Source organism: Micromonospora sp. NBC_01740 (assembly GCF_035920365.1).
Classification (GTDB): domain Bacteria; phylum Actinomycetota; class Actinomycetes; order Mycobacteriales; family Micromonosporaceae; genus Micromonospora; species Micromonospora reichwaldensis.
Map to the genome: position 1 here is coordinate 2,541,917 of NZ_CP109150.1, position 22,023 is coordinate 2,563,939.

Annotated in this window: 19 protein-coding genes and 1 other RNA gene; 15 read left to right on the forward strand and 5 right to left on the reverse strand. The window is 72.5% G+C overall.

The window, feature by feature from the left end; all coding sequences use genetic code 11:
* The first annotated feature begins 9 nt into the window (after positions 1-9).
* From mtrB to hpf, 4 genes are all read left to right on the forward strand, one after another.
* Positions 10-1,797: an MtrAB system histidine kinase MtrB gene (gene mtrB / locus OG989_RS12200; protein WP_327030547.1), complete on the forward strand. Its 1,788-nt coding sequence runs from the start codon at positions 10-12 to the stop codon at positions 1,795-1,797.
* On the forward strand, positions 1,794-3,590 hold the full coding sequence (locus OG989_RS12205; RefSeq protein ID WP_327030548.1) for an LpqB family beta-propeller domain-containing protein: 1,797 nt from the start codon (positions 1,794-1,796) through the stop codon (positions 3,588-3,590). Before mtrB ends, OG989_RS12205 begins: the two co-directional genes overlap by 4 nt.
* 5 nt (positions 3,591-3,595) lie before the next feature.
* Positions 3,596-4,300 carry a ComF family protein gene (locus OG989_RS12210; protein WP_327030549.1) on the forward strand — a complete coding sequence of 235 codons (705 nt, stop codon included), beginning with the start codon at positions 3,596-3,598 and terminating at the stop codon, positions 4,298-4,300.
* 249 nt (positions 4,301-4,549) lie between these two features.
* Positions 4,550-5,182, forward strand: a complete 633-nt coding sequence (hpf, locus tag OG989_RS12215) for a ribosome hibernation-promoting factor, HPF/YfiA family (protein ID WP_151457608.1) — start codon at positions 4,550-4,552, stop codon at positions 5,180-5,182.
* A 123-nt stretch (positions 5,183-5,305) separates the two neighbouring features.
* Here the strand turns inward: hpf and OG989_RS12220 are convergent, their stop codons facing one another.
* Positions 5,306-6,415, reverse strand: coding sequence for a GNAT family N-acetyltransferase (locus tag OG989_RS12220; RefSeq protein ID WP_327030550.1), 1,110 nt, complete (start codon positions 6,413-6,415; stop codon positions 5,306-5,308).
* Positions 6,412-7,575, reverse strand: coding sequence for a GNAT family N-acetyltransferase (locus tag OG989_RS12225; RefSeq protein WP_327030551.1), 1,164 nt, complete (start codon positions 7,573-7,575; stop codon positions 6,412-6,414). The genes OG989_RS12220 and OG989_RS12225 overlap by 4 nt, the downstream gene beginning before the upstream one ends.
* A gap of 160 nt (positions 7,576-7,735) precedes the next feature.
* Between OG989_RS12225 and secA the strand changes: the two genes are divergently transcribed.
* Positions 7,736-10,657 carry a preprotein translocase subunit SecA gene (gene secA, locus OG989_RS12230; protein ID WP_151457259.1) on the forward strand — a complete coding sequence of 974 codons (2,922 nt, stop codon included), beginning with the start codon at positions 7,736-7,738 and terminating at the stop codon, positions 10,655-10,657.
* Positions 10,658-10,880: 223 nt separating this feature from the next.
* Here secA and OG989_RS12235 read toward each other — a convergent pair whose 3' ends face one another.
* Positions 10,881-11,477 carry an Rv3235 family protein gene (locus OG989_RS12235; protein ID WP_151457260.1) on the reverse strand — a complete coding sequence of 199 codons (597 nt, stop codon included), beginning with the start codon at positions 11,475-11,477 and terminating at the stop codon, positions 10,881-10,883.
* A gap of 104 nt (positions 11,478-11,581) precedes the next feature.
* Complete coding sequence (locus OG989_RS12240) at positions 11,582-11,809, reverse strand: helix-turn-helix domain-containing protein (RefSeq protein WP_121396459.1); 228 nt, start codon at positions 11,807-11,809, stop codon at positions 11,582-11,584.
* A gap of 216 nt (positions 11,810-12,025) precedes the next feature.
* Here OG989_RS12240 and OG989_RS12245 point away from each other — a divergent pair, with 216 nt between their 5' ends.
* Positions 12,026-12,535, forward strand: a complete 510-nt coding sequence (locus OG989_RS12245) for a DUF6912 family protein (protein WP_132233598.1) — start codon at positions 12,026-12,028, stop codon at positions 12,533-12,535.
* Between the two features lie 71 nt (positions 12,536-12,606).
* On the opposite strand, the gene OG989_RS12250 is transcribed toward OG989_RS12245, so the two are convergent.
* Entirely contained in the window at positions 12,607-13,758 is a 1,152-nt protein-coding gene (locus tag OG989_RS12250) for a hypothetical protein (protein ID WP_327030552.1), read from the reverse strand.
* A 252-nt stretch (positions 13,759-14,010) separates the two neighbouring features.
* Here OG989_RS12250 and pruA point away from each other — a divergent pair, with 252 nt between their 5' ends.
* The 9 genes from pruA to OG989_RS12295 all read left to right on the forward strand — a co-directional run bounded on the left by pruA (position 14,011) and on the right by OG989_RS12295 (position 21,986).
* Complete coding sequence (gene pruA / locus OG989_RS12255) at positions 14,011-15,639, forward strand: L-glutamate gamma-semialdehyde dehydrogenase (protein WP_327030553.1); 1,629 nt, start codon at positions 14,011-14,013, stop codon at positions 15,637-15,639.
* Positions 15,640-15,736: 97 nt separating this feature from the next.
* The gene (locus OG989_RS12260) at positions 15,737-16,540 is read left to right on the forward strand and encodes a tryptophan 2,3-dioxygenase (RefSeq protein ID WP_327030554.1); all 804 of its coding nucleotides are present in this window, start codon (positions 15,737-15,739) and stop codon (positions 16,538-16,540) included.
* Between the two features lie 117 nt (positions 16,541-16,657).
* Positions 16,658-17,173, forward strand: coding sequence for a PadR family transcriptional regulator (locus tag OG989_RS12265; protein WP_132233606.1), 516 nt, complete (start codon positions 16,658-16,660; stop codon positions 17,171-17,173).
* 196 nt (positions 17,174-17,369) lie between these two features.
* Positions 17,370-18,491, forward strand: coding sequence for a peptide chain release factor 2 (gene prfB, locus OG989_RS12270; protein WP_151456888.1), 1,122 nt, complete (start codon positions 17,370-17,372; stop codon positions 18,489-18,491).
* A gap of 118 nt (positions 18,492-18,609) precedes the next feature.
* Positions 18,610-19,290, forward strand: coding sequence for a cell division ATP-binding protein FtsE (ftsE, locus tag OG989_RS12275; RefSeq protein WP_091622236.1), 681 nt, complete (start codon positions 18,610-18,612; stop codon positions 19,288-19,290).
* 65 nt (positions 19,291-19,355) lie between these two features.
* Positions 19,356-20,231: a permease-like cell division protein FtsX gene (gene ftsX / locus OG989_RS12280; protein WP_151456889.1), complete on the forward strand. Its 876-nt coding sequence runs from the start codon at positions 19,356-19,358 to the stop codon at positions 20,229-20,231.
* Positions 20,232-20,366: 135 nt separating this feature from the next.
* Positions 20,367-20,846: an SsrA-binding protein SmpB gene (gene smpB, locus OG989_RS12285; protein WP_088964850.1), complete on the forward strand. Its 480-nt coding sequence runs from the start codon at positions 20,367-20,369 to the stop codon at positions 20,844-20,846.
* A 104-nt stretch (positions 20,847-20,950) separates the two neighbouring features.
* Positions 20,951-21,326, forward strand: a transfer-messenger RNA (tmRNA) gene (ssrA, locus tag OG989_RS12290).
* Between the two features lie 189 nt (positions 21,327-21,515).
* The gene (locus OG989_RS12295; RefSeq protein WP_327030555.1) at positions 21,516-21,986 is read left to right on the forward strand and encodes a hypothetical protein; all 471 of its coding nucleotides are present in this window, start codon (positions 21,516-21,518) and stop codon (positions 21,984-21,986) included.
* The last annotated feature ends 37 nt before the right edge of the window (positions 21,987-22,023 follow it).

Below are 22,023 nucleotides of genomic sequence, written 5' to 3' on the forward strand. Positions count from 1 at the left end.
GGTCACACTGTGGCCACCTCCCCGATTCCGGACCCCCCGACGGCAGCTCCGCGCCGGCGTGTCGCCGCGCGGGAGCTGTGGCGTGGCGTGAGCGGCCGGGCCGCGCGTCTGCTCGCCGGGTTGCACCAGAGCTGGCGCCGGTCGCTCCAGCTGCGGGTGGTGACCATCACACTGGTCGCGTCGAGCCTGCTGGTGGGCGGTTTCGCCTACCTGATCGCCGACAAGATCACCGGCATCCTGGTGGAGAACGTCGAGACCGACGTGCGGATCCGGCTGGGCAACGGCGCGGACTACGCGGCGAAGCAGTTCGGCCTCTACAACCAGCCGCAGGAGGGGCAGCTCCAGGAGACCATCGACGGCACGGTCAACTACCTGGCCGGCGGTGACCCGCAGCAGACCACCGGCGTCATCGTGGCGCTCACCGCCGACAACCACACCGGGGCCATCCAGCCCCGGTCCTCGCCCGCGGTCAACGTCCGCCCGCTGATCAGCCGGGAGCTGCGCGAGACCGTCGCCGGGGGCAAGGTCGCCAGCCAGATCCGCACCGGGCGCCTCGGCGAGGAGCGCACGAAGTACCTGGTCTACGGCTCGCCGGTGCCGACCCGGTTCGGCCAGGTGGAGCTCTACTACCTCGTGCCGCTGGCCCGGCAGGACACCACGGCCGCCGACGTACGGGGCACCGTGGCCGCCACCGGAGCGGCCCTGGTGCTCCTGCTCGCCCTGCTCGCCGGCCTGGTCACCCGGCTGGTGGTGACCCCGGTACGGGTGGCCGCCCGCACGGCCCAGCGGCTCTCCGCCGGCCTGCTCGACCAGCGGATGGTGGTCAACGGCGAGGACGACCTGGCCCTGCTCGCCGCGTCGTTCAACCAGATGGCGACCAACCTGCAACGGCAGATCCTGCGGCTGGAGGAGATGTCCCGGCTGCAACGCCGCTTCACCTCCGACGTCTCGCACGAGCTGCGCACGCCGCTGACCACGGTCCGGATGGCCGCCGACCTGATCTTCGCCGAGCGGGACGACTTCGACCCGGCGGTGGCCCGCAGCGCCGAGCTGCTCCAGGCCGAGCTGGACCGCTTCGAGGAGCTGCTCACCGACCTGCTGGAGATCAGCCGCTTCGACGCCGGCTTCGCCATGCTGGACTCCGAGCCGACCGACCTGGTGCCGGTCGTGCACCGGGTGGCCGACCGCCTGGCGGGTCTCGCCGAGCGCGTCGGGGTGGCCATCGAGCTGGACGTCCCCGGCACCCCGGTGATCGCCGAGGTGGACCCCCGACGGGTGGAGCGGGTGCTGCGCAACCTGGTCGGCAACGCCGTCGAGCACGGCGAGGCCAAGCCGGTGCTGATCACGCTCGGGGTGGACGACACGGCGGTGGCGATCACCGTCCGCGACCACGGGGTGGGGCTCAAGCCGGGCGAGGAGAAGCTGGTGTTCAACCGCTTCTGGCGGGCCGACCCGTCCCGGGCCCGGCAGACCGGCGGCACCGGGCTGGGCCTGTCGATCAGCCTGGAGGACGCCCGGCTGCACGGCGGCTGGCTGGAAGCGTGGGGCGCGCCCGGGCAGGGCGCCCAGTTCCGGCTCACCCTGCCGTCGCGGGCCGGCGACCGGCTGACCACCTCGCCGCTGCGGCTGGTCCCGGCCGACGCCACGCTGCCCTTCGGCGGGCCCCGAGCGGGCGGGCTGTTGGCCATCGGTCCCGGCACCGGGGGCACACTCACGATCGGCCCGGGCACCGACGGCGCGCTGCCGGTCGGTCCGCGCCGGCCGGGCAACGGGGGGCACGCGGAGGTGGGGTCGTGAGGCGTCGACTGCTCGCCGGCCTGCTCGGCGGCGCGCTGCTGCTGGGCGGCGTGGCCGGCTGCGGCATCCCGGAGAACACCGAGGTCAGGGTGGACGGGCCGGGGCCGGCGGCGGAGGGCGGCTCGACCAGCGGCAGCCGGGGCGAGCCCCCGAGCCGGAGCGCGGCCGGCACCGACGCCGAGCAGTTCGTCCAGAACTTCCTCTCCGCCGCGGCCGGCGAACCGGACGGGGCGTACCAGCGGGTCCGGCAGTTCATCGTGCCGGCGGACCGCGACCGCCTCCAGACCAAGCAGGGCAGCGAGGTCACGCTGGCCGTCGTCCGGCTCACCGAGGAGCCGGTGCCCGTCTACGCCCCGGACCGGACCGAGGTCACCCTCAAGGTGCAGCAGGTCGGGCAGCTGCGCACGGACGGCACGTTGGCCCCGCCGGAGACGAGCACCACGACCTACACCTTCGAGCTGCGCAGCCAGCCCGGGCAGGAGGGCGTGGCGGACGGAGGCCTCTACGTGGCGAACCCGCCGACCGCGTTGCTGCTCAGCGTCGACGCCCTGGAGACGTACTACCAGAGCCGGACGATCTACTTCTGGAACAACGACCGCACCCGCCTCGTCCCCGACCAGCGTTACCTTCCGCTCGCCGTGCCGGACGAGCGGCGGGTCAGCGAGGTGGTCAAGTGGCTGACCGCCGGGCCCTCGGCCTGGCTCGGCACGGCCGTGCGCCGGCTGCCGGACGGCACCCGCCTGATCAACAACGCCACCCGGACGGACGGCCGCTGGGAGGTCGACCTGGAGATGCCGGAGGACAAGGCCCGGCTGGAGCAGCTCGGCACGCAGCTCGCCTGGTCGCTGTCGGACCTCGACGGGCCGCTCGAAATCAAGATCCGCAACCAGTCCCAGGAGTTCATCCCCGACCTGGAACGGCGCCGCCTGGACCGCCCGGTGTACCAGCTCCCGGAGAGCTTCCAGCGGTTCTGCGTCTACGAGGGCGCCGTCCACCCGCTGGCCTACCCGGGAGAGCCGACCGGCCCGGTGCCCGTGGACCCCAAGGCGAACCGGAACGTCGTCTCCGCCGGGATCAGCCGCGCCGACAACCAGATCCTGGCGGCGCTGGTGGTCTCCGACGCCAACCGCCAGTGGCTCTACGTCGGCACCGGCACCGACCCGGTGGCCGCCTTCACCCGCAGCGCCAAGGGGTACGCCGCCATGGGCCAGCCGGTCTGGCTGCGCTCCACGTACCGGGGGCAACCGGCCGGGCTCGTGGTCGCCGACGGGAGCCTGTACCGCTTCGACGCCCAGGCGCAGCTCACCGCCGTGCCGCTGGGCGTACCCGGCCCGGTGACCGCCGTGGCGGCCTCGCTGGACGGCCACCGGATCGCCGTCATCGCCGGGGGCGCGCTCTACGTCGCCGCACTCAGCCCCGACGGCGCGGGGGCGACCCCCGGCCCGGCCCGTCGGCTGCACACCCGGCTGACCAGCCTGTCGGCCGTCGACTGGTACGGCGAGAACACCCTGGTCCTCGCGGGCGCGGTCGGTCGCCCAGCGGTCTACGAGGTCAGCGTGGACGGCGCCCGGGAGAGCCGGCTGGAGGACAAGATCGGCGCCCGGGTGACGCACCTCGCCGCGTACCCGGCGAACGCGGTGGGTCGCCTCGGCGCCGCGATGTACGAGGCGAACGGGGTCGCGTACCGCAGCAGCCCGTTCGAGCGGATCCAGCCGCAGCAGGTGCAGGAGGTCGCGCCGCCGTCGGCCGGGGCGCGCGCCGGCAACCCGACCGCCCCCTTCTTCCTCTACTGATCTCCGTGCGGGATCTCGGCGGGCTCTGGGCGGACCTCACCGACCTGGTGCTGCCCGTGGAGTGCGCCGGTTGCCGCGAGCGCCGGCCGGGGCTTCGGCACGGCGTCTGTCCGGAGTGCGTGGCGGTGCTCGGCGCGCTGCGCCCCCGGGCCGTACGACCCACTCCCGCCCCGCCCGACCTGCCGCCCTGCGTCGCCCTCGGCCCGTACGCGGGCCCGCTGCGGGAGGCGCTGCTGGCGTACAAGGACCACGGCCGGCACGGGCTGGCCCGGCCGCTGGGGGCGCTGCTCGCCGAGGTCGTGGCGGCGGCGGTGGGCGGGGTCCGCCCGGTGACGCTGGTGCCGGTGCCGGACACCGCGGCGGCGGCCCGCGCCCGGTACGGCGACCACCTCGGCCGGCTGACCCGGCACTGCGCGGACCGGCTGCGCCGGGCGGGCTGGCCGGTGCGGGTGCGGCGGCCGCTGCGGGCCCTGCCCCGCCCCGACTCGGTGACGCTGGACAGCGCCGGCAGGGCGGCGGCGGCCGAGGCGGCCTTCCGGGTCCGCCCGCGGGTCCCGTCTGCGCCCGACGGGGCGGCGGTGGTGGTGCTCGACGACATCCTGACCACCGGGTCCACCCTCGCCGCGGTGGGGCGGGCGCTGACCGCGAGCGGACTGTCACCGACGGTCGCCGCAGTGCTCGCCGCGACCGAGCGATGGCGCACTTTGTGACGGTGCGTGTTTCCGTTTCACCCGTTGGTGTATGAGCTGTGAAAAATTGTTGGCTGTCCCGGCGACCGGGGGTGACTGTCGGGCGAACAGGAGTTAGCGTTTTCGTGTCGGGGGTAGGAGGTGTTTCCATCCACCCCCGGTGGTGAAAGGAGGCGTAGCCGCACTGACCGGTCGACGCCGAGTGGGGCCTCCCCCAGGGGCGCGCGACCGGATGCCGGAACGAACGACCGTCCGAACTAGGGAGGTCACATGGACATCGTGGTCAAGGGCCGTAACGTCGAAGTGCCGGATCATTACCGGGTGCACGTGGCGGAGAAACTCGCGAAGATCGAACGCTACGACCATAAACTTATTCGTGTCGATGTGGAGCTGTTCCACGAGCGCAATCCGCGCCAGGCCGACCACTGCCAGCGCGTCGAAATCACCTGCGTTTCCCGTGGCCCGGTGATCCGGGCGGAGGCCTGCACGAACGACTTCTACAGCGCGCTCGACGCGGCCATCGCCAAGCTGGACACCCGGTTGCGCCGGGCGGCCGACCGTCGCCGCGTCCACCGGGGCCGGCACGCGCCGCTCTCCGTCGCCGCCGCCACCGCCGGCCTGCCGGTGGCCGGCCTCGACGCGCCGCTGGGCGCGTCCCCCGACGGCGCCGGGACGGCCACCGCCGTCGCCGAACGGGTCGAGGAGGAGGAACACGACCAGCCCTGGCACATCGCGCGGGAGAAGGTGCACCCCGCCGAGCCGATGACCGTCGACGAAGCCCTGTTCCAGATGGAACTCGTCGGCCACGACTTCTACCTGTTCCAGGACAAGGAGTCCGGCCGCCCGAGCGTCGTCTACCGGCGGCACGCCTACGACTACGGAATCATCTCCCTCGCCGTCTGACCCTCCGGCGCCGTGGTGGCGGCCCACCCGCCACCACGGCCGCCCGGGGCGGGGAGTCCCGCCGGGCGCCCGAGATCGACGCCGCCCGGGGCGCCCGGCGCCGGATCCGGGCGGGCGGGCGGGTCAGCGGAGTTCGTCGGGGAGCAGCCCGAAGACCAGGTCGTCGGTGCGGCTGCCGGCCAGTCCCGGCAGCCGCCCGAGCAGCAGGCCCTCCCGGCGGAATCCCACCCGCTCCAGCACCCCGTGCGAGTCGGTGTTGTCGGGCACGGTGCCGGCGACCAGCCGGGCGATCCCGGCCGGACCGAACGCCCAGCCGGCCAGGAGCCGCACCGCCCTGGTGGCCAGCCCGCGTCCCCGCTGGTCGGGCAGCAGCGCGTAGCCGACCGAGCCCTCACCGGCCACCGGGTCGGAGAGGCTGAGCCCGCAACTGCCCGCCGGCTCGCCGGTGACCGCGTCGACGATCAGCAGCCGGGCGATGGCGCCGGTGAGCCACGCGCTCTCGGCCAGCAGGCAACGCCGTTCGACGGCCGCCCGGGTCGGCGGCACCGGCGGGGCCTGGTTCGCCACCACCTCCGGCCGCGTGTGCAGGCGGTACATCACGTCGACGTCGTCCGGGCCGAGCCGGCGCAGGGTCACCACGCCGTCGGTGAGCCGGCCGTCGGGCAGGTCCGGCAGGAGCCGGGGGGCGGGACCGGGCGGGTCGTCGGCGAGGCGTACCCACGCGAGCAGGTCCGTCCGGCCGCCGCCGCGCAGCTGGCCGGCCGACCGGCGTACCCCCTCGTGGGTGAAGCCGGCGGCGAGCGCCACCCGCTGGCTGGCCGGATTCTCGGCGTGGGTCATCAGCTCCAGCCGGTCGACGCCGTGGCGCAGCGCGGCGTCGGCCAGGGCCCGCGTCGCGGCGCTGGCGATCCCGCGCCGCCGCGCCCACGGCGCGACCCAGTAACCCACCTCCGCCTGCCGGCGCGGCGGCACGACCTGGCCGATGCCCGCGCCGCCGACCAGCCGGTCGGTGGTCCGGTCGGCGATGGCGTACGCGGCCCCGCCGGTGGCCCAGGCCGCCGGGGCGCCCTCGGTGATCCACCAGCGGGCGTCGGCCTCGGTGTACGGCTGCGGCATGCCGGGGTTGAACCGCAGGTTGACCGGGTCGCCGCAGCCGGCGGCCAGGTCGGCGACGTCGGCGGGGCGGAACTGCCGCAGCCGCACCCCGTCGGCCTCGATCACCTCGGGCGTCACGTCAGGTCCCCGGCGAGCAGCGCGCCGACCCAGACGTCCACCCGCTCGTCGCGGTGGGTGAGCCCGCCCCGGGCGACGCCCTCGACCGTGAAGCCGGCCTTCTCGGCGACCCGACGGGAGGCGGTGTTGCCGACGTTGGCCCGCCACTCGATCCGGGCCAGGCCCAGCGTGGTGAAGCCCCAGGCGCTGAGCGCGGTCAGCGCGGCCGACAGGTAGCCCCGGCCCCGGGCCGCGGGGGCGGCCATGAAGCCGACGTCGGCCAGCAGCGGGTCGGCGGAAGAGAGCCGCAGGTCGATCGTGCCGACGTACCGGTCCTCGGCGTCGGCGACCACGAAGCAGGCGCTGGTGCCGCCCGCCCAGGTGCCACGGCCGAAGTGCAGGTACGACTCGGCGTCCGCCCGCTCGTACGGGTCGGGCACGCTGGTCCAGCGGACGGTCTGCGGGTCGCGGCAGGTGTCGACGATCGCGGGCAGGTCGCGCTCCTCCATCGGGCGCAGCCGCAACTCGGTGGCGCCGGCCGTGGCGAAGAGGACGGGCTGGGGCCCGCCGAAGACGGCGGCGCGACGGGCCTCCAGGGTGCCCGGCCCGGCCGGACCGGTCTCCCCGGGGGCGGGCACCTCGCCGGGGAGCAGGGAGCCGATCCAGCCCTCCGCGCTGCCGCCGGGGGCGGGGTCGGCGAGCCGCAGCCGGCCCTCGACGCGGAAGCCCGCCCGGAGCGCCACCAGGCGGGAGGCGTGGTTGCCCACCTCGGCCTGCCAGATCAGCCGGCGCAGCTCCAGCGCGTCGAACGCCCAGCGGGCGACGGCCCGGCTGGCCCGGACGGCCACGCCCGCGCCCCGGGCCCAGGGCGCGGTCCAGTAGCCGATCTCTCCGGAGCGCAGGCCGGTGTCGATCGAGACGAGCCCGCAGGAGGCGAGCAGTTCGCCGGTGGCGGCGTCGCAGACCGCGAACGGCGCCCCGGCGCCCGTCGCCCAGTCCGCCGGGGTCACCTCGGTCACGAACCGGTGCGCGTGTCCGGGCAGGTACGGGCGCGGTACGGTGGTCCAGCGCTGGATGTCCGGGTCCTGGCACGCCCGGTGTACCGCGTCGGCGTCGGTCGCCCGCCAGGGTCGCAGCAACAGGCCGTCCTCGGTGATCTCGACAGGTTCCACCCGAGCCATCGTGCCGGACCGTTCGCGGACGGCGTAACCGGATTTCGGCGGGGCGGCGTGAGTCGGGCGTGTTATGTCGGTTTCGCCGGCTCGGAGGGCCGCCACCAGTGACCATCGCGCCGATGGAGCGCCTACGATGGTTCGAGACTGTCTAGGGGAGCGTTGATCCGTGTCGATTCTGGAAAAGGTCCTCCGCGCGGGCGAGGGCCGTATGGTGCGCCGGCTCAAGGCCATCGCCGCCGCCGTCAACTCGATCGAGGACGACTACGTCAACCTCACCGACGAAGAGTTGCGCGGCATGACCGACCAGTTCAAGGAGCGGCTCGCTGACGGCGAGACCCTCGACGACCTGCTGCCGGAGGCGTTCGCGGTCTGCCGCGAGGCGGCCGCCCGGGTGCTCGGCCAGCGGCCCTACGACGTCCAGGTCATGGGCGGCGCGGCGCTGCACTTCGGCAACATCGCCGAGATGAAGACCGGTGAGGGCAAGACCCTGACCTCGGTCATGCCGGTCTACCTCAACGCGCTCTCCGGCAACGGCGTGCACGTCATCACGGTCAACGACTACCTGGCCCAGCGGGACGCCGCCTGGATGGGCCAGGTGCACGAGTTCCTCGGCCTCACCGTCGGCGTGGTGCTGCCCAACCGGCCGGCCACCGAGCACCGGGCCGCCTACGAGTGCGACATCACCTACGGCACCAACAACGAGTTCGGCTTCGACTACCTGCGCGACAACATGGCGTGGTCGAAGGAAGAGCTGGTCCAGCGCGGCCACAACTTCGCGGTGGTCGACGAGGTCGACTCGATCCTGATCGACGAGGCCCGCACCCCGCTGATCATCTCCGGCCCGGCCGAGCACTCCGCCCGCTGGTACGGCGAGTTCGCGGGCGTCGTGGCCCGGCTCCAGGCCGGCAAGGACGGCGAGGGCGACTACGAGGTCGACCACTCCAAGCGCACCATCGCCGTCACCGAGCGCGGCGTGGCCAAGGTCGAGGACCGGCTGGGCATCGACAACCTCTACGAGTCGGTCAACACCCCGCTGGTGGGCTACCTCAACAACGCCATCAAGGCCAAGGAGCTCTACAAGCGCGACAAGGACTACATCGTCAGCGACGGCGAGGTCCTGATCGTCGACGAGTTCACCGGGCGCATCCTGCACGGCCGCCGCTACAACGAGGGCATGCACCAGGCGATCGAGGCCAAGGAGGGGGTGGAGATCAAGCAGGAGAACCAGACCCTGGCCACCATCACCCTCCAGAACTACTTCCGCCTCTACGAGAAGCTCTCCGGCATGACCGGCACCGCCCAGACCGAGGCGGGCGAGTTCAACAAGGTCTACAAGGTCGGTGTGGTGACGATCCCGACCCACCGGCCGATGGTCCGCCAGGACCGGCCGGACGTGATCTACAAGACCGAGAAGGCCAAGTTCAACGCCGTGGTGGAGGACATCGCCGAACGGCACGCGATGGGTCAGCCGGTGCTTGTCGGCACCGTCTCGGTGGAGAATTCCGAGATCATCTCCCAGCTGCTGCGCCGGCGCGGCATCCCGCACTCCGTGCTGAACGCCAAGTTCCACGCCCGTGAGGCCGAGATCGTCGCCCAGGCCGGCCGCAAGGGCGCCGTCACCGTCGCCACCAACATGGCGGGTCGTGGCACCGACATCCTGCTCGGCGGCAACGCCGAGTTCCTCGCCGCCAACGAGCTGCGCCAGCGCGGCCTCGACCCGGTCGAGCAGGAGGAGGAGTACGCCAAGGCGATGGAGGAGGTCCTGCCCCAGTGGAAGCAGGCCTGCGACACCGAGGCGGATGAGGTCGCCGCCGCCGGTGGCCTCTACGTGCTGGGCACCGAGCGGCACGAGTCCCGGCGCATCGACAACCAGCTGCGCGGTCGGTCGGGCCGGCAGGGTGACCCGGGCGAGTCCCGGTTCTACCTCTCCCTCCAGGACGAGCTGATGAAGCGCTTCCGCTCCGGCGCCGTCGAGGCGGTCATGGAGCGCTTCAACATCCCGGAGGACGTGCCCATCGAGTCGAAGATGGTCACCAAGCAGATCAAGAGCGCGCAGGCCCAGATCGAGGGCCAGAACGCCGAGATCCGCAAGAACGTCCTCAAGTACGACGAGGTCATGAACAAGCAGCGCCAGGTGATCTACGCCGAGCGGCTGCGGGTGCTCAACGGCGAGGACCTCTCCGACCAGGTCCGCAACATGATCGACGACGTCGTCGACGCGTACGTGCGGGGGGCCACCGCCGACGGCTACGGCGAGGACTGGGACCTGGAGCAGCTCTGGACCAACCTCAAGCAGCTCTACCCGGTGGGCATCACGATCGAGGAGCTGGAGGAGGAGGCCGGCGGCTCGCGGGCCGGCATCGACGCGGACTTCTTGCTCTCCCGCCTCAAGGAGGACGCGCACGCCGCGTACGACCGGCGTGAGGAGCAGCTCGGCGAGGAGGGCACCCGCCAGCTGGAGCGGATGGTCCTGCTCCAGGTCATCGACCGCAAGTGGCGCGAGCACCTCTACGAGATGGACTACCTCCAGGAGGGCATCAGCCTGCGGGCGTACGCCCAGCGCGACCCGGTGGTGGAATACCAGCGCGAGGGCTTCGACATGTTCGCCACCATGATGGACGGCATCAAGGAGGAGACGGTCGGCTTCCTCTACAACCTCGAGGTCCAGGTCAACGAGCCGGAGCCCGAGGCCGAGGAGGTCCAGCTGCTCGACAAGCCGGTCGAGATCCGGGCCAAGGGCCTGGGCCGGGCCCCGCAGCAGCAGGGCCTGCAATACTCCGCGCCGACCATCGACGGCGAGGCCGGCGCCGGTGCGGTGGCCGTCGAGCACGCCGAGCAGCAGGCGCCCGCGCTGGGCGTCGGTCGTCCGGCACCGGCCGCCCCGGCCGCGCCCGGCACGACCGCCCCGGCGGCGCCGCAGCGGCCGGCGTCGGGTCTGCGCGGCCCGGGCGTCCCGGCCGGCAACAACCGGCGGGCGGCGTCGGGGCAGGCGGAGGCCGGCAACGGCCCGTCCCGCAACGCGCCGTGCCCGTGCGGGTCCGGCCGGAAGTACAAGCGCTGCCACGGCTCCCCCAACGGCGGCGCGTGACCGGCAGCTGAGCGGGCGCGCGCCCGCCGGAGCAGTCGAGCCGTGGTCCTCGTGGACCACGGCTCGCTTCCGTCTCGGCCGCCGTCCGGGCGGCTGGCCACCCGGGCCGGGCGTGCGCACCTCGGCGACCGCCGGGTCGGCGCGCACCAGGTCCGCCCCGGGCTCGTGGGTGGACACCATGCGCGGCCCGCACCCCGGCACGTCGTGGCCGGAGCCCGGTGGCTCAGAGCACCTGGAGGGCGGTGCAGAGCCAGCTGCCCCGGCGGTGCTCCAGGCGCAGCGCCATCGCCCAGGTGCGCCCGCCCGTGCCGGCGAGCACCGCGGCCACCTCGACGGCGGCGGTGCGCGGTTCGCAGACCCGCAGCCGGAGCAGGCGTACGGCCGGGCGGGTCGACCGGCGGCGGAGCGGGCCGGAGCGGGCGGTGGCGCGGGCCAGCTCGGGCAGCAGCCCGGCCGCGCGCGCCGGGTCGAGCAGTGGCCTGAGCTGCCCGGGCGAGCGGTAGCCGTTGAGCACCTCCAGGCAGGTGCGGACGAACCGGTGCGCGGCCCGGGTCGCCTCGGGGGTGGCGGTCACCAGCGCGTCCAGTGGCAGCGGGGCGGCGGGCCGACGGCCGGGGCCGGTCGGTACCGGCCGCTGTCGTCGGCCGGGCGGCCGGTCGGCGTCGCGTCGGGACGACTCGAAGAGGTCGAGGACGAGCTGGGCGTGGCCCGGGGCCGGCCAGTGGGCGGCGTCGTCGTCGGTGAACGGCGGCTCGAACGAGGGGGCGGGGCGTAGCCGCACGGGAGGGCGCGCCGGCCCGGGTCGGCGGTGATCGGTCATCCGGGAACCTCCCACGATCTTGCGTTTACCTTCGTTTGCCTTCGACAGGCTCCATTCTCGGGCACGGCAGAGCTCACGGTCAATGCCCCTGCGGATCGGACCGGTTACTCCGGGTCGCGGTCTGCGAGCGGGTTGCTTCGCACCCAGTCGGCCGTCTCGGCGTACTTGCGCTCGATGTACTCCTCCAGCCGGGCGCGTTCCACCCGCCACTGGCCGCGCCCGCCGATCTTGATCGCGGGCAGCTCGCCGCTGCGCACCATGTGGTAGACCTGCGAGTCCGACACGTTCAGCTCGGTGGCCACGTCGGAGAGCAGCAGGAACCTCGGCTCCACGGAAACCCCCGGGGTTGGCGTCGTTTGCTTCAGTTTGCCACCGACGGCCGACATGGCCCAGCCGCCCGGGCGCGACCTGCGCCGACCCGCCCCGGGACACACCGGTGGGACGCTTCCACCGCAGAAGGTGCGCGGTGTATGACGGTCACGGCGATAGGGCATGATCGGCCGGGGCCGGCGGAAGTCGGCGCAGGACCTGAGCGGGGGAGACGACCGGTGACCGAGGAGCTTGTCCGGGTGTACGTGCCGGCGACCGTCCCGATGCTGACCCTCCTACGCGGCGCCGGGCTGCCGGTGGCCGCCGCGCACGCAGTGACCCCCACCCTGCGGGAGTGGTACGCCGAGGGCGACGAGGAGGAGCTGGAGTACGTGGCCTTCACCCGGGCCGCCCAGGACGCGTTGCAGCTGCTCCGGGCCGACCCCGACGCGCCCCGCCGCCGGATCGTCGTCTCGGTCGACCTGCCCGCCTCGGCCGTGGGCCGGGGCGACGGGGAGCTGGGCTCCAGCGCGGTCGAGCTGAGCGCCCCCGTGCCGGTGGGCGCCGTCGCGGCCGTCCACGTGGACGGCGCCGACGCGGTCGAGGACGTGTCCGCTGCGGCGGAGGCGGTCACCGAGGCCCTGGCCGGCGACCCGGACGCGCAGTTCACGGTCGACGGCGCCGAGGACCACGAGCTGGAGTGGTACGACGTCACCGAGCTGGACCTGCTGCTCCGCGCCACTTCCTGACCTCCCGCGCGCCGCCTGCGCAGCCTGACGGCCGGTGCCGGCGCGGCGGGGGCGGGGCGGGTGCCGCGAGGTCAGCGGGTGGGGGCGGCCTCGACTGGCTCGTCGTCGTCGGCGTGGGCCGGCCCCAGGGTGCGGCCGAAGGCGATCATCGCGGTCAGGGCGCCCACGAAGAGCACCCAGATGGCGTTGTCGATCCGGGAGGTGCCCAGCGAGGTCTGGGCCACCGCGTCCGCCTCGCTCAGCGCCCCGGCCAGGTCGAGCAGGGACCGCCCGCCGACCCGGATGATCACCTCGGCGACGATCAGGAGCAGGCCCGGGCCGGCGCCGGCCAGCAGGTAGGCGGGCCAGCGGGGCGCGGGCGCCGCCGCGTCGAGCCGGGCGGCCCGGCGGCGGGCCAGGGTCAGGTACCCGAAGGCCAGCAGCCCGGCCACCAGGCCGGCGAGCAGGGACTCGGTGCGGGACACCCACTTGGCCGCGCTCAGCAGCGACTCCTGGCCGTCGCCGCCGCCGAACAGGTCGAAGAGCGGGTCGCGGGCCCGACTGAAGGCCACCACGAAGATCAGCGTGCCGAGGGCGGCGGCCACCACGGCCCCGACCACGGATCCGCTACGCGCGCCGGCGACGGCCCCGCCGACGGTCGCGGCGGCGGCGGTGGTGGCGGCGATCACGTTGGTGGTCGCGTTGTCGGCGTACGTCAGGTTGATCGCGAATGCGGCGGCGAGCCCGACGAGCAGGCCGGTGCCGATCGCCGCCACGAAGCGCAGGGTGACCCGCTCGCTGCCCCGGCGGGCGAGCAGGTCGACACCGAAGAGGGCGAAGCCGGCGCCGGCGACCAGCGCCGCCGAGATCACCCCCGGCAGGGCGAACGCGGAGAGGCTGATGGCGGTGAGCCCGGCCGCCGCGGAGCTGATCACCTCGCGGGTCGACCAGAGCATCGCGGCCAGCCACCCGAGCGCCAGGAGCGCCAGCACCGGCGCACCGGGTGCGAGCGGCAGCGCCGTCCCGCCCCGCGGGTCGACGGAGGGTCCGGCCCCGGTCGCGTCGGTCTCGTCCACCGGTGCGGTGCCGGCGGCGTCCTGCGCTTCGGCGGCGGTGTTCCCGGCGGCGTCCGTCGTGGCGGCGGCGGTGGCCCCGATGGCGTCCGTCGTCTCGGGAACCTCGTCGGCGGCCGGCGCCGACCGGTCCGACTCCGCGGCTGCGGAGCTGCCGGGCTGCTTGGTCATCGTCTTCCCTCCGACGGACGCCCGGCCCCGGTGGGCCGGCAGTTCACCGGCCACCCAGCGTACGCGTCCACCACGCCCGCCCCCGTCGCCCGCCCCGCGCGGGGTGGGAGGGCCGAGGGTGGGGCGTGAAAGAATCGGGGAGAGGTCCCGCTGCCGTGACCGGTCAACCCGGCACGGCGTTCGGCGCCGGTCACCCGGCCGGTGCCCGCGGGTCCGGTTTCGCCACCGCTGTCGAGATCGCCAGGAGCCTTGATGGACGCTGTGTTCTCCGTACCCGAGCCGCGCAACGAGCCGGTCCGCAACTACGAGCCGGGCAGTGCCGACCGGGAACGGCTCCAGCGGCGGCTGACCGAGCTGGCCGCCGAGCGGATCGACCTGCCGATGACCATCGCCGGTGAGCAGCGGATGGCCGGCGGCGAGTCGATCGACGTCGTGCAGCCGCACAGGCACGCGCACGTGCTCGGCGTCACCGCACACGCCACCCACGACGACGCCCGCGCCGCCGTGAAGGCCGCCAAGGACGCCGCCGGAATGTGGCGGGCCCTGCCGTTCGAGGAGCGGGCCGCGATCTTCCTGCGCGCCGCCGAGCTGCTCGCCGGCCCGTGGCGCGACACGCTGAACGCGGCCACCATGCTCGGCCAGTCGAAGACCGTCATCCAGGCCGAGATCGACGCGGCCTGCGAGTTCATCGACTTCCTCCGGTTCAACGTGCACTTCGCCCGGGAGCTGCTCGAGGCGCAGCCGATGTCGTCGCCGGGGGTGTGGAACCGCTTCGACCACCGCCCGCTGGAGGGCTTCGTCTACGCGGTCACCCCGTTCAACTTCACCGCCATCGCCGGCAACCTGCCCTCGGCGCCGGCTCTGCTGGGCAACACCGTGGTCTGGAAGCCGGGCCCGACGCAGCAGTTCGCCGCGCACTTCACCATGCGGCTGTTCGAGGCGGCCGGCCTGCCCCCCGGCGTGATCAACATGGTCACCGGGCGCGGCGAGGAGGTCTCCGACGTGGTGCTCGCCGACCCGGACCTGGCCGGCATCCACTTCACCGGCTCCACGAAGGTCTTCCAGCACCTGTGGCGGACCGTCGGCGAGAACATCTCCCGCTACCGGGGCTACCCCCGGCTGGTCGGCGAGACCGGCGGCAAGGACTTCGTCGTCGCGCACACCAGCGCCGACGTCGACGCCCTGCACACCGCCCTGATCCGCGGCGCCTTCGAGTACCAGGGCCAGAAGTGCTCGGCGGCGTCCCGGGCGTACGTCCCGCGGTCGCTGTGGGAGGGCGGGCTGCGCGACCGGCTGGCCGCCACCGCGGAGTCCCTCACCTACGGCGACGTCACCGACTTCGGCAACTTCGGCGGCGCCGTGATCGACGCCAAGGCGTTCGACCGGCACCGCGCCGCGCTGGAGCTGATCTCCGGCGACGACGCCTGCCGGGTCCTCGCCGGCGGCACCGCCGACGACTCCGTCGGCTGGTTCGTCCGGCCCACGCTGTTCGAGTGCACCGACGCGGCGCACGAGACGTTCACCACCGAGTACTTCGGGCCGATCCTCGGCGTGCACGTCTTCGACGACGGCTGCTTCGACGACGTGGTCAACCAGGCCGAGTCGATCGCGCCGTACGCCCTGACCGGGTCGATCTTCGCGACGGACCGCCGGGTGGTCGACGCGGTCGCCGAGAAGATGCGGTACGCCGCCGGCAACTTCTACATCAACGACAAGCCGACCGGCGCGGTGGTCGGGCAGCAGCCCTTCGGCGGCGCCCGGGCCAGCGGCACCAACGACAAGGCCGGCTCCTGGCACAACCTCGTCCGGTGGATGTCGCCCCGGACGATCAAGGAGACCTTCGTCGCGCCGACCGACCACACCTACCCTCACATGGGCTGAGGTGCAGGGAAGGGCCCCTTCCGCGCGCCTCGCGTACCGGAAGGGGCCCTTCCTTGCCGGCGGGCGGGGGTGGGTCGGCGGCGGTACCGTGGCCGCTGTGACCCACCCCACCCCCGCGCAGGATCCCCACTTCGGCGAGCAGGGTGGCCTGCTCACCTACACCGACTATCTGCGGCTGGCCGACCTGCTGGCCGCCCAGGTGCCGGAGTCCGACCCGGCCTCCCACGACGAGCTGCTCTTCATCACCATCCACCAGGTCTACGAGCTGTGGTTCAAGCTGCTGCTCTCCGAGCTGACCGACGCCCGGGACCGGATGCTGGACGGCGAGACCTACCTGCCCCGGGTGCGGCTGGAGCGCTGCCACGTGGTGGAACGGGTCCTGATCGGTCAGGTCGACGTGATCGACACGATGACCCCGCAGGACTTCCTGGCCTTCCGCACCAAGCTCGCCCCGGCCTCGGGCTTCCAGTCCGCCCAGTTCCGGGAGATCGAGTTCCTCTCCGGCCTGAAGGACCCCGACTACCTGCGCCGCTTCCGAGGCCTGCCCGACGTCGAGCGGGAGCGCCTGGAGCGGCGGCTGGCCGAGCCGAGCCTCTGGGACGGCTTCCTGGCCGTGCTCGGCCGGGCCGGTTTCGACGTCACCGAGGATGAGTCCCGCTTCGCGGCGTACGCCACCATCGCCGGGGACCGGGAGCGGTTCGGGCCGCTGTGGGACCTCGCTGAGGCGCTGGTCGCCCACGACCAGGCGTTCTCGCTGTGGCGGGCCCGGCACGTGCTCATGGCCGAGCGGCAGATCGGCACGAAGCCCGGCACCGGGGGCTCGGCCGGTGGGGCATACCTGCGCTCCCGGGTGGAGACCCGGTTCTACCCGGAGCTGTGGGAGCTGCGTAGCCGACTGTGACCGTTCCGCGCCTCCCTGGCGGACTGTCTCGCGCCGACAGTGCACATAGGAACCCGACCGGGTGGCGAAAATGCCAAATCCTGGACGCCGCGTCGGCAAAGTGGCAGCGTGAGGGGCATGGCGGATTCCGGAGTCAACCCCACGGCGGCGGCCCTGCTCGGGCTGCTCCACGAGGGCCCCATGACAGGTGGCCAGTTGATGGCCGCCGCCGAGCGCCGACTGGCGCCGTACTGGTCGATGACGCGTAGTCAGGTCTACCGGGAGCTGCCGGTGCTGGCCGAGCGGGGCCTGGTCCGGATGGGCAAGCCCGGCCCGCGCTCCAGCCAGCCGTACGCGATCACCGCAGCGGGAAAACGGACATTCTCCCGCTGGCTTGCCGAGGAGCCGGGGCGGGACACCATCCGCAACCCGATCGCCCTGCGGATCGCCTTCGGCGAGCTGCACTCGGCCAGCCAGCTCAAGAACCTCCAGGCCGCGGCCAACGACTACCACACCGAGGCCCTGGCCAAGGTCCGGGAGCAGGTCAAGAACGCCAAGAAGGAGGGCGACGCGTACGACGCCAGCGCGCTGGAGTTCGCCGTCGCCTACCACAAGGCCGCCCTGTCCTGGCTGAAGAGCGCCCCGGTCGCCTGACCACAGGGCCTCCCACCGGGATCTTTTGGCTCGTGACTGCGGGGCTCGCAGGCCCGCTCCTCGCACGAGCTGGGTCTTTTTTGGCTCGTGACTGCGGGGCTCGCAAGCTCACTCCTCGCACGAGCTGGGTCTTTTTTGGCTCGTGACTGCGGGGCTCGCAAGCTCACTCCTCGCACGAGCAGTACCCTTGTCTGTCGTGACCGCTGCCGATTACGCCGAACAGCTCAAGGACCTCGACGCCACCCTGCGCAACATCGAGGCGGTGCTCGACATCGACCGGCTGCGCGCGGACAAGGACCGCCTGGAGCAGGAGGCCTCCGCGCCCGACCTGTGGGACGACCAGGCGAAGGCCCAGGAAGTGACCTCGCAGTTGTCGTACGTCAACAGCGAGATCAGCAAGCTCGGCAGCCTCCGTTCCGGGCTCGACGACGCCAAGGTGCTGCTGGAGCTGGCCGAGGCGGAGTCCGACCCGGGGGTGCTCACCGAGGTCGAGGCGGAGATCGCCACGCTGGGCAAGGCCATCGAGGAGATGGAGGTCCGCACCCTGCTCTCCGGCGAGTACGACTCCCGGGAGGCGCTGGTCGCCATCCGGGCCGGCGCCGGCGGCGTGGACGCGGCGGACTTCGCCGAGATGCTGCTGCGGATGTACCTGCGCTGGGCGGAGCGGCACGGCTACCCGACGGAGGTCTACGAGACCTCCTACGCCGAGGAGGCGGGCCTGAAGTCGGCCACCTTCACGGTCAAGGTGCCCTACGCGTACGGCACGCTCAGCGTCGAGTCGGGCACCCACCGGCTGGTGCGGATCAGCCCCTTCGACAACCAGGGGCGCCGGCAGACCAGCTTCGCCGGTGTCGAGGTGCTGCCGGTGGTCGAGCAGACCGACAGCATCGAGATCCCCGAGAACGAGATGCGGGTCGACGTCTACCGCTCCTCCGGCCCGGGTGGGCAGAGCGTCAACACCACCGACTCCGCCGTGCGGCTCACACACATCCCGACCGGCATCGTGGTCACCTGCCAGAACGAGAAGTCCCAGTTGCAGAACAAGGCGTCCGCGCTGAGGGTGCTCCAGGCCCGGCTGCTGGAGGTCAAGCGCCAGGAGGAGCAGGCGAAGCTCCAGGGCCTGAAGAAGGACACCACCGGCGCGTGGGGCGACCAGATGCGCTCGTACGTCCTGCACCCGTACCAGATGGTGAAGGATCTCCGGACGGAGCAGGAGACCGGCAACCCGACCGCGGTCTTCGACGGCGACCTGGACAAGTTCCTCGAGGCGGGCATCCGGTGGCGCAAGCAGCAGCAGCTCGCCGGCGACGCTGCGTGATCAACCGTGGGCGGAGCGCGTCGTCGATCTTCCCGGTACGCCCGAATTGGATGACGCGACTCGCAACGGCGGGGCGTGGGGCTTGGCTCCCCGGTTACACCGCGTAGACTCACGACCCGTGATTCAGCTTGAGCAAGTGACGAAGACGTACCCGAAGGCGTCCCGGCCTTCGCTCGACAACGTGTCCGTCTCGATCGAGAAGGGCGAGTTCGTCTTCTTCATCGGTCCATCCGGCTCCGGCAAGTCCACCATCATCAAGCTGCTGCTGCACGAGGTCGCGCCCAACAAGGGCCGGGTCGTCGTCAACAGCAAGGACGTCACGTCGATGCGTTCCTGGAAGCGACCCCACTTCCGGCGTTCCATCGGCTGCGTGTTCCAGGACTTCCGGCTGCTGCCGAACCGCACCGCGTACGAGAACGTGGCGTTCGCCCTCGAGGTGATCGGCAAGACCAAGGCGGTCGCCCGCCGGGTCGTGCCCGAGGTTCTGGAGCTGGTCGGACTCGGTGGCAAGGAGCACCGCTACCCGCACGAGCTCTCCGGCGGTGAGCAGCAGCGGGTCGCCGTCGCCCGGGCGTTCGTGAACCGTCCGCTGATCCTGCTCGCGGACGAGCCGACCGGAAACCTGGACCCGGACACCTCGATCGAGATCATGCGCCTGCTGGACCGGATCAACCGCACCGGCACGACCGTCGTGATGGTCACGCACGACTCCAACATCGTGAACCAGATGCGCCGCCGGGTCATCGAGATCGAGAGCGGCCGCATCGTGCGCGACCAGGCCCGCGGCGTCTACGGCTGAGTCGACGCCACCCCTGCGCAGCCTGACGACGAACACCTCATGCCGGAGACCCGGAGGAAATCCCGATGCGCGTGAAATACGTCCTGTCCGAGGTACTGGTCGGACTGTGGCGCAACGTGACCATGACCATCGCGATGATCATCACGATGGCGGTCTCGCTGACCATGCTCGGCGCCAGCGGTCTCATGTACCGCCAGGTCGACGACATGAAGGACCTCTACTACAAGAACATCCAGGTCTCGATCTTCCTGACACAGGAGGTGACCCCCGAGCAGCGTGAGTCCCTGGACGCGAAGCTGAAGGCCGACTCGCTGGTCAAGGAGGTCATCTTCGTCAACAAGGAGGAGGCGTACAAGCGCTTCCAGGAGATGTTCCAGGACGCTCCCGACCTGCTCAGCGCGGTCAAGGCGGACAGCCTGCCCGAGTCGTACCGGCTCACGCTGAACAATCCCGAGCAGTACAAGAACATCTACGACCAGTACAAGGACACCGAGGGCGTCGACGAGATCGTCGACCAGAGTCGCCTGCTGGACAAGATCTTCGACATCCTCACCGCGATCCAGAACATCGCCCTGGCCGCCGCGATCGTGATGGCCGTCGCCGCGCTGCTCCTGGTCGCCAACACGATCCAGGTGGCCGCGTACAGCAAGCGGCGTGAGGTCGCGGTCATGAAACTGGTCGGCGCGTCGAACTGGTTCATCCAGGCGCCGTTCGTGCTGGAGGCCGTGGTCGCCGGCCTGATCGGCTCGTTGCTGGGCCTGGTGGCCCTCATCGCGGCCAAGTACCTACTCTTCGACGGGTCGCTCCAGGCGCTGCAGGGCCTGCTCTCCCCGATCGGCTGGGGCGACATCCTGTTCATGTTCCCGCTGATGGCCGGCGTCGGCGGCCTGGTCAGCGCGGTCACCGCCTGGGTCACCCTCCGCTTCTACCTGCGGGTCTGACGCCCGTACGGCTCGACGACGGCCCTTCTGCGCCAGGAACAAACGGCGCGGGAGGGCCGTTGCCGTTCGGGTAGCATGATCTCCGCCCCGCGGCCGGTCACGTCCGGCGCGGATCACCGGAAGGGGGTGGCGCCGATGCCACGGGAAAAGGGACGCAAGGTCGTCGCCTCCAACAAGAAGGCCCGGCACGACTACGCGATCCTCGACACCTACGAGGCGGGCATGGCGTTGACCGGCACGGAGGTCAAGTCACTGCGGGCCGGGCGTGCGTCGCTGGTCGACGCGTTCGCGCAGGAGCGCAACGGCGAGCTCTACCTGCACGGGATGCACATTCCCGAGTACACGCAGGGCACCTGGACCAACCACGAGCCCCGGCGGACCCGTAAGCTGCTGCTCAACCGGCTGGAGATCGACCGGCTGATCGGCAAGACCCGCGAGGGCGGCCTGACCATGGTGCCGTTGCAGGTCTACTTCTCCGACGGCTGGGCCAAGGTGGAGATCGCCCTGGCGAAGGGCAAGAAGTCGTACGACAAGCGGCAGGACCTCGCCAAGCGGGACGCGGACCGGGAGATCGCCCGGGTCGCCGGCCGGCGTGGCAAGGGCATGGATGACTGAGGTGTCCGTCCTGTCCGGTTCGGCGCGCCCGCCGGGGGCTCGGGATGAAACCCGTTGCGGCAGGCGTTACGCTTGTCAGTGCCGCCACATCGGCGGCCTGTCGAGGGGGTGACTGGTTTCGACTTCGTACGCAGCGACAGGGGAAGCGAGCCGAGGAAGCCGACGTCGTCTCGAGAATCGGTCGTCGGAAACCAATAAGCGCCAAGAACAATCGCGCTGACTTCGCTCTCGCCGCCTGAGGCGAGTAGTGAGTCTGTCGGCCTGGGAGCGCCTTCGACCCAGTTAGCCGGCATCAGCTAGAAGGCTGGCCAATCGGACCCGGTCGCGGGGTCCGTGCGGCGAGATCAATCAGCGACTGGGCCCGTCACACCAACTTGCTCGCGTGAGCGGTGGGGCCGAGTAGAGGCACAGCGAGCTGCGCTCGGAGAAGCCCTGACAAACCGGCGAAGGACCCGGGTTCGATTCCCGGCACCTCCACCACCAGACGATGCGCCCCGGTCCACCGGACCGGGGCGCATCGTCGTGTCGGGACTGGTCGGCCTGGGGCGCCCGGGTCGCACGGGACAGGAGGGGCGGATGGGACCGATGAGGTCCGTCCCGCCTCTGGACAGGGCGGACGCGCGGGTCCACCATCGCTGTACGCGGTCAGACGCGACGCGGGAGGTGCCCATGGTCACCGGTCCGATCCAGCAGCCGCCCACCCCGCCCGGAGGGCTCCGGCCGCCCGCCGCGCGCCGGCCTCCCGGCACCCCGCCCGGAGGCCTGCACCCGCTCGCCCGGGCGCTGGCCGTCGCGCCGGCCGGACCGCGCTGGCGGGAGCGTTTCCTCGTGGGGCTCGGCCCCGTGCGACGGGGCTTCACGGAGCACGTCCGGGTCACCGAGGGGCCCGCCGGCCTCTACGCCGAGGTGCTCGGCCAGGCGCCCCGGCTGGAACGCGGGGTGCGGCTGCTGGCCCGGGAGCACGTCGCCATCACCGCCGCGCTGAGCGCCCTCCAGCAGGCGGCGGAGCTGCCGGACGCCTCGCTCGACGACCTCCTGGGTCGGGCCGCGCACCTGCTACGGGCCCTCGCCCGGCATCGGCAGCGCGGCGCGGACCTGCTCTGGGAGGCGTACGAGACGGATCTCGGCGGAGAGACCTGACCAGGGGGAACCGGCGTGGACGTACCGGCGTCCAACC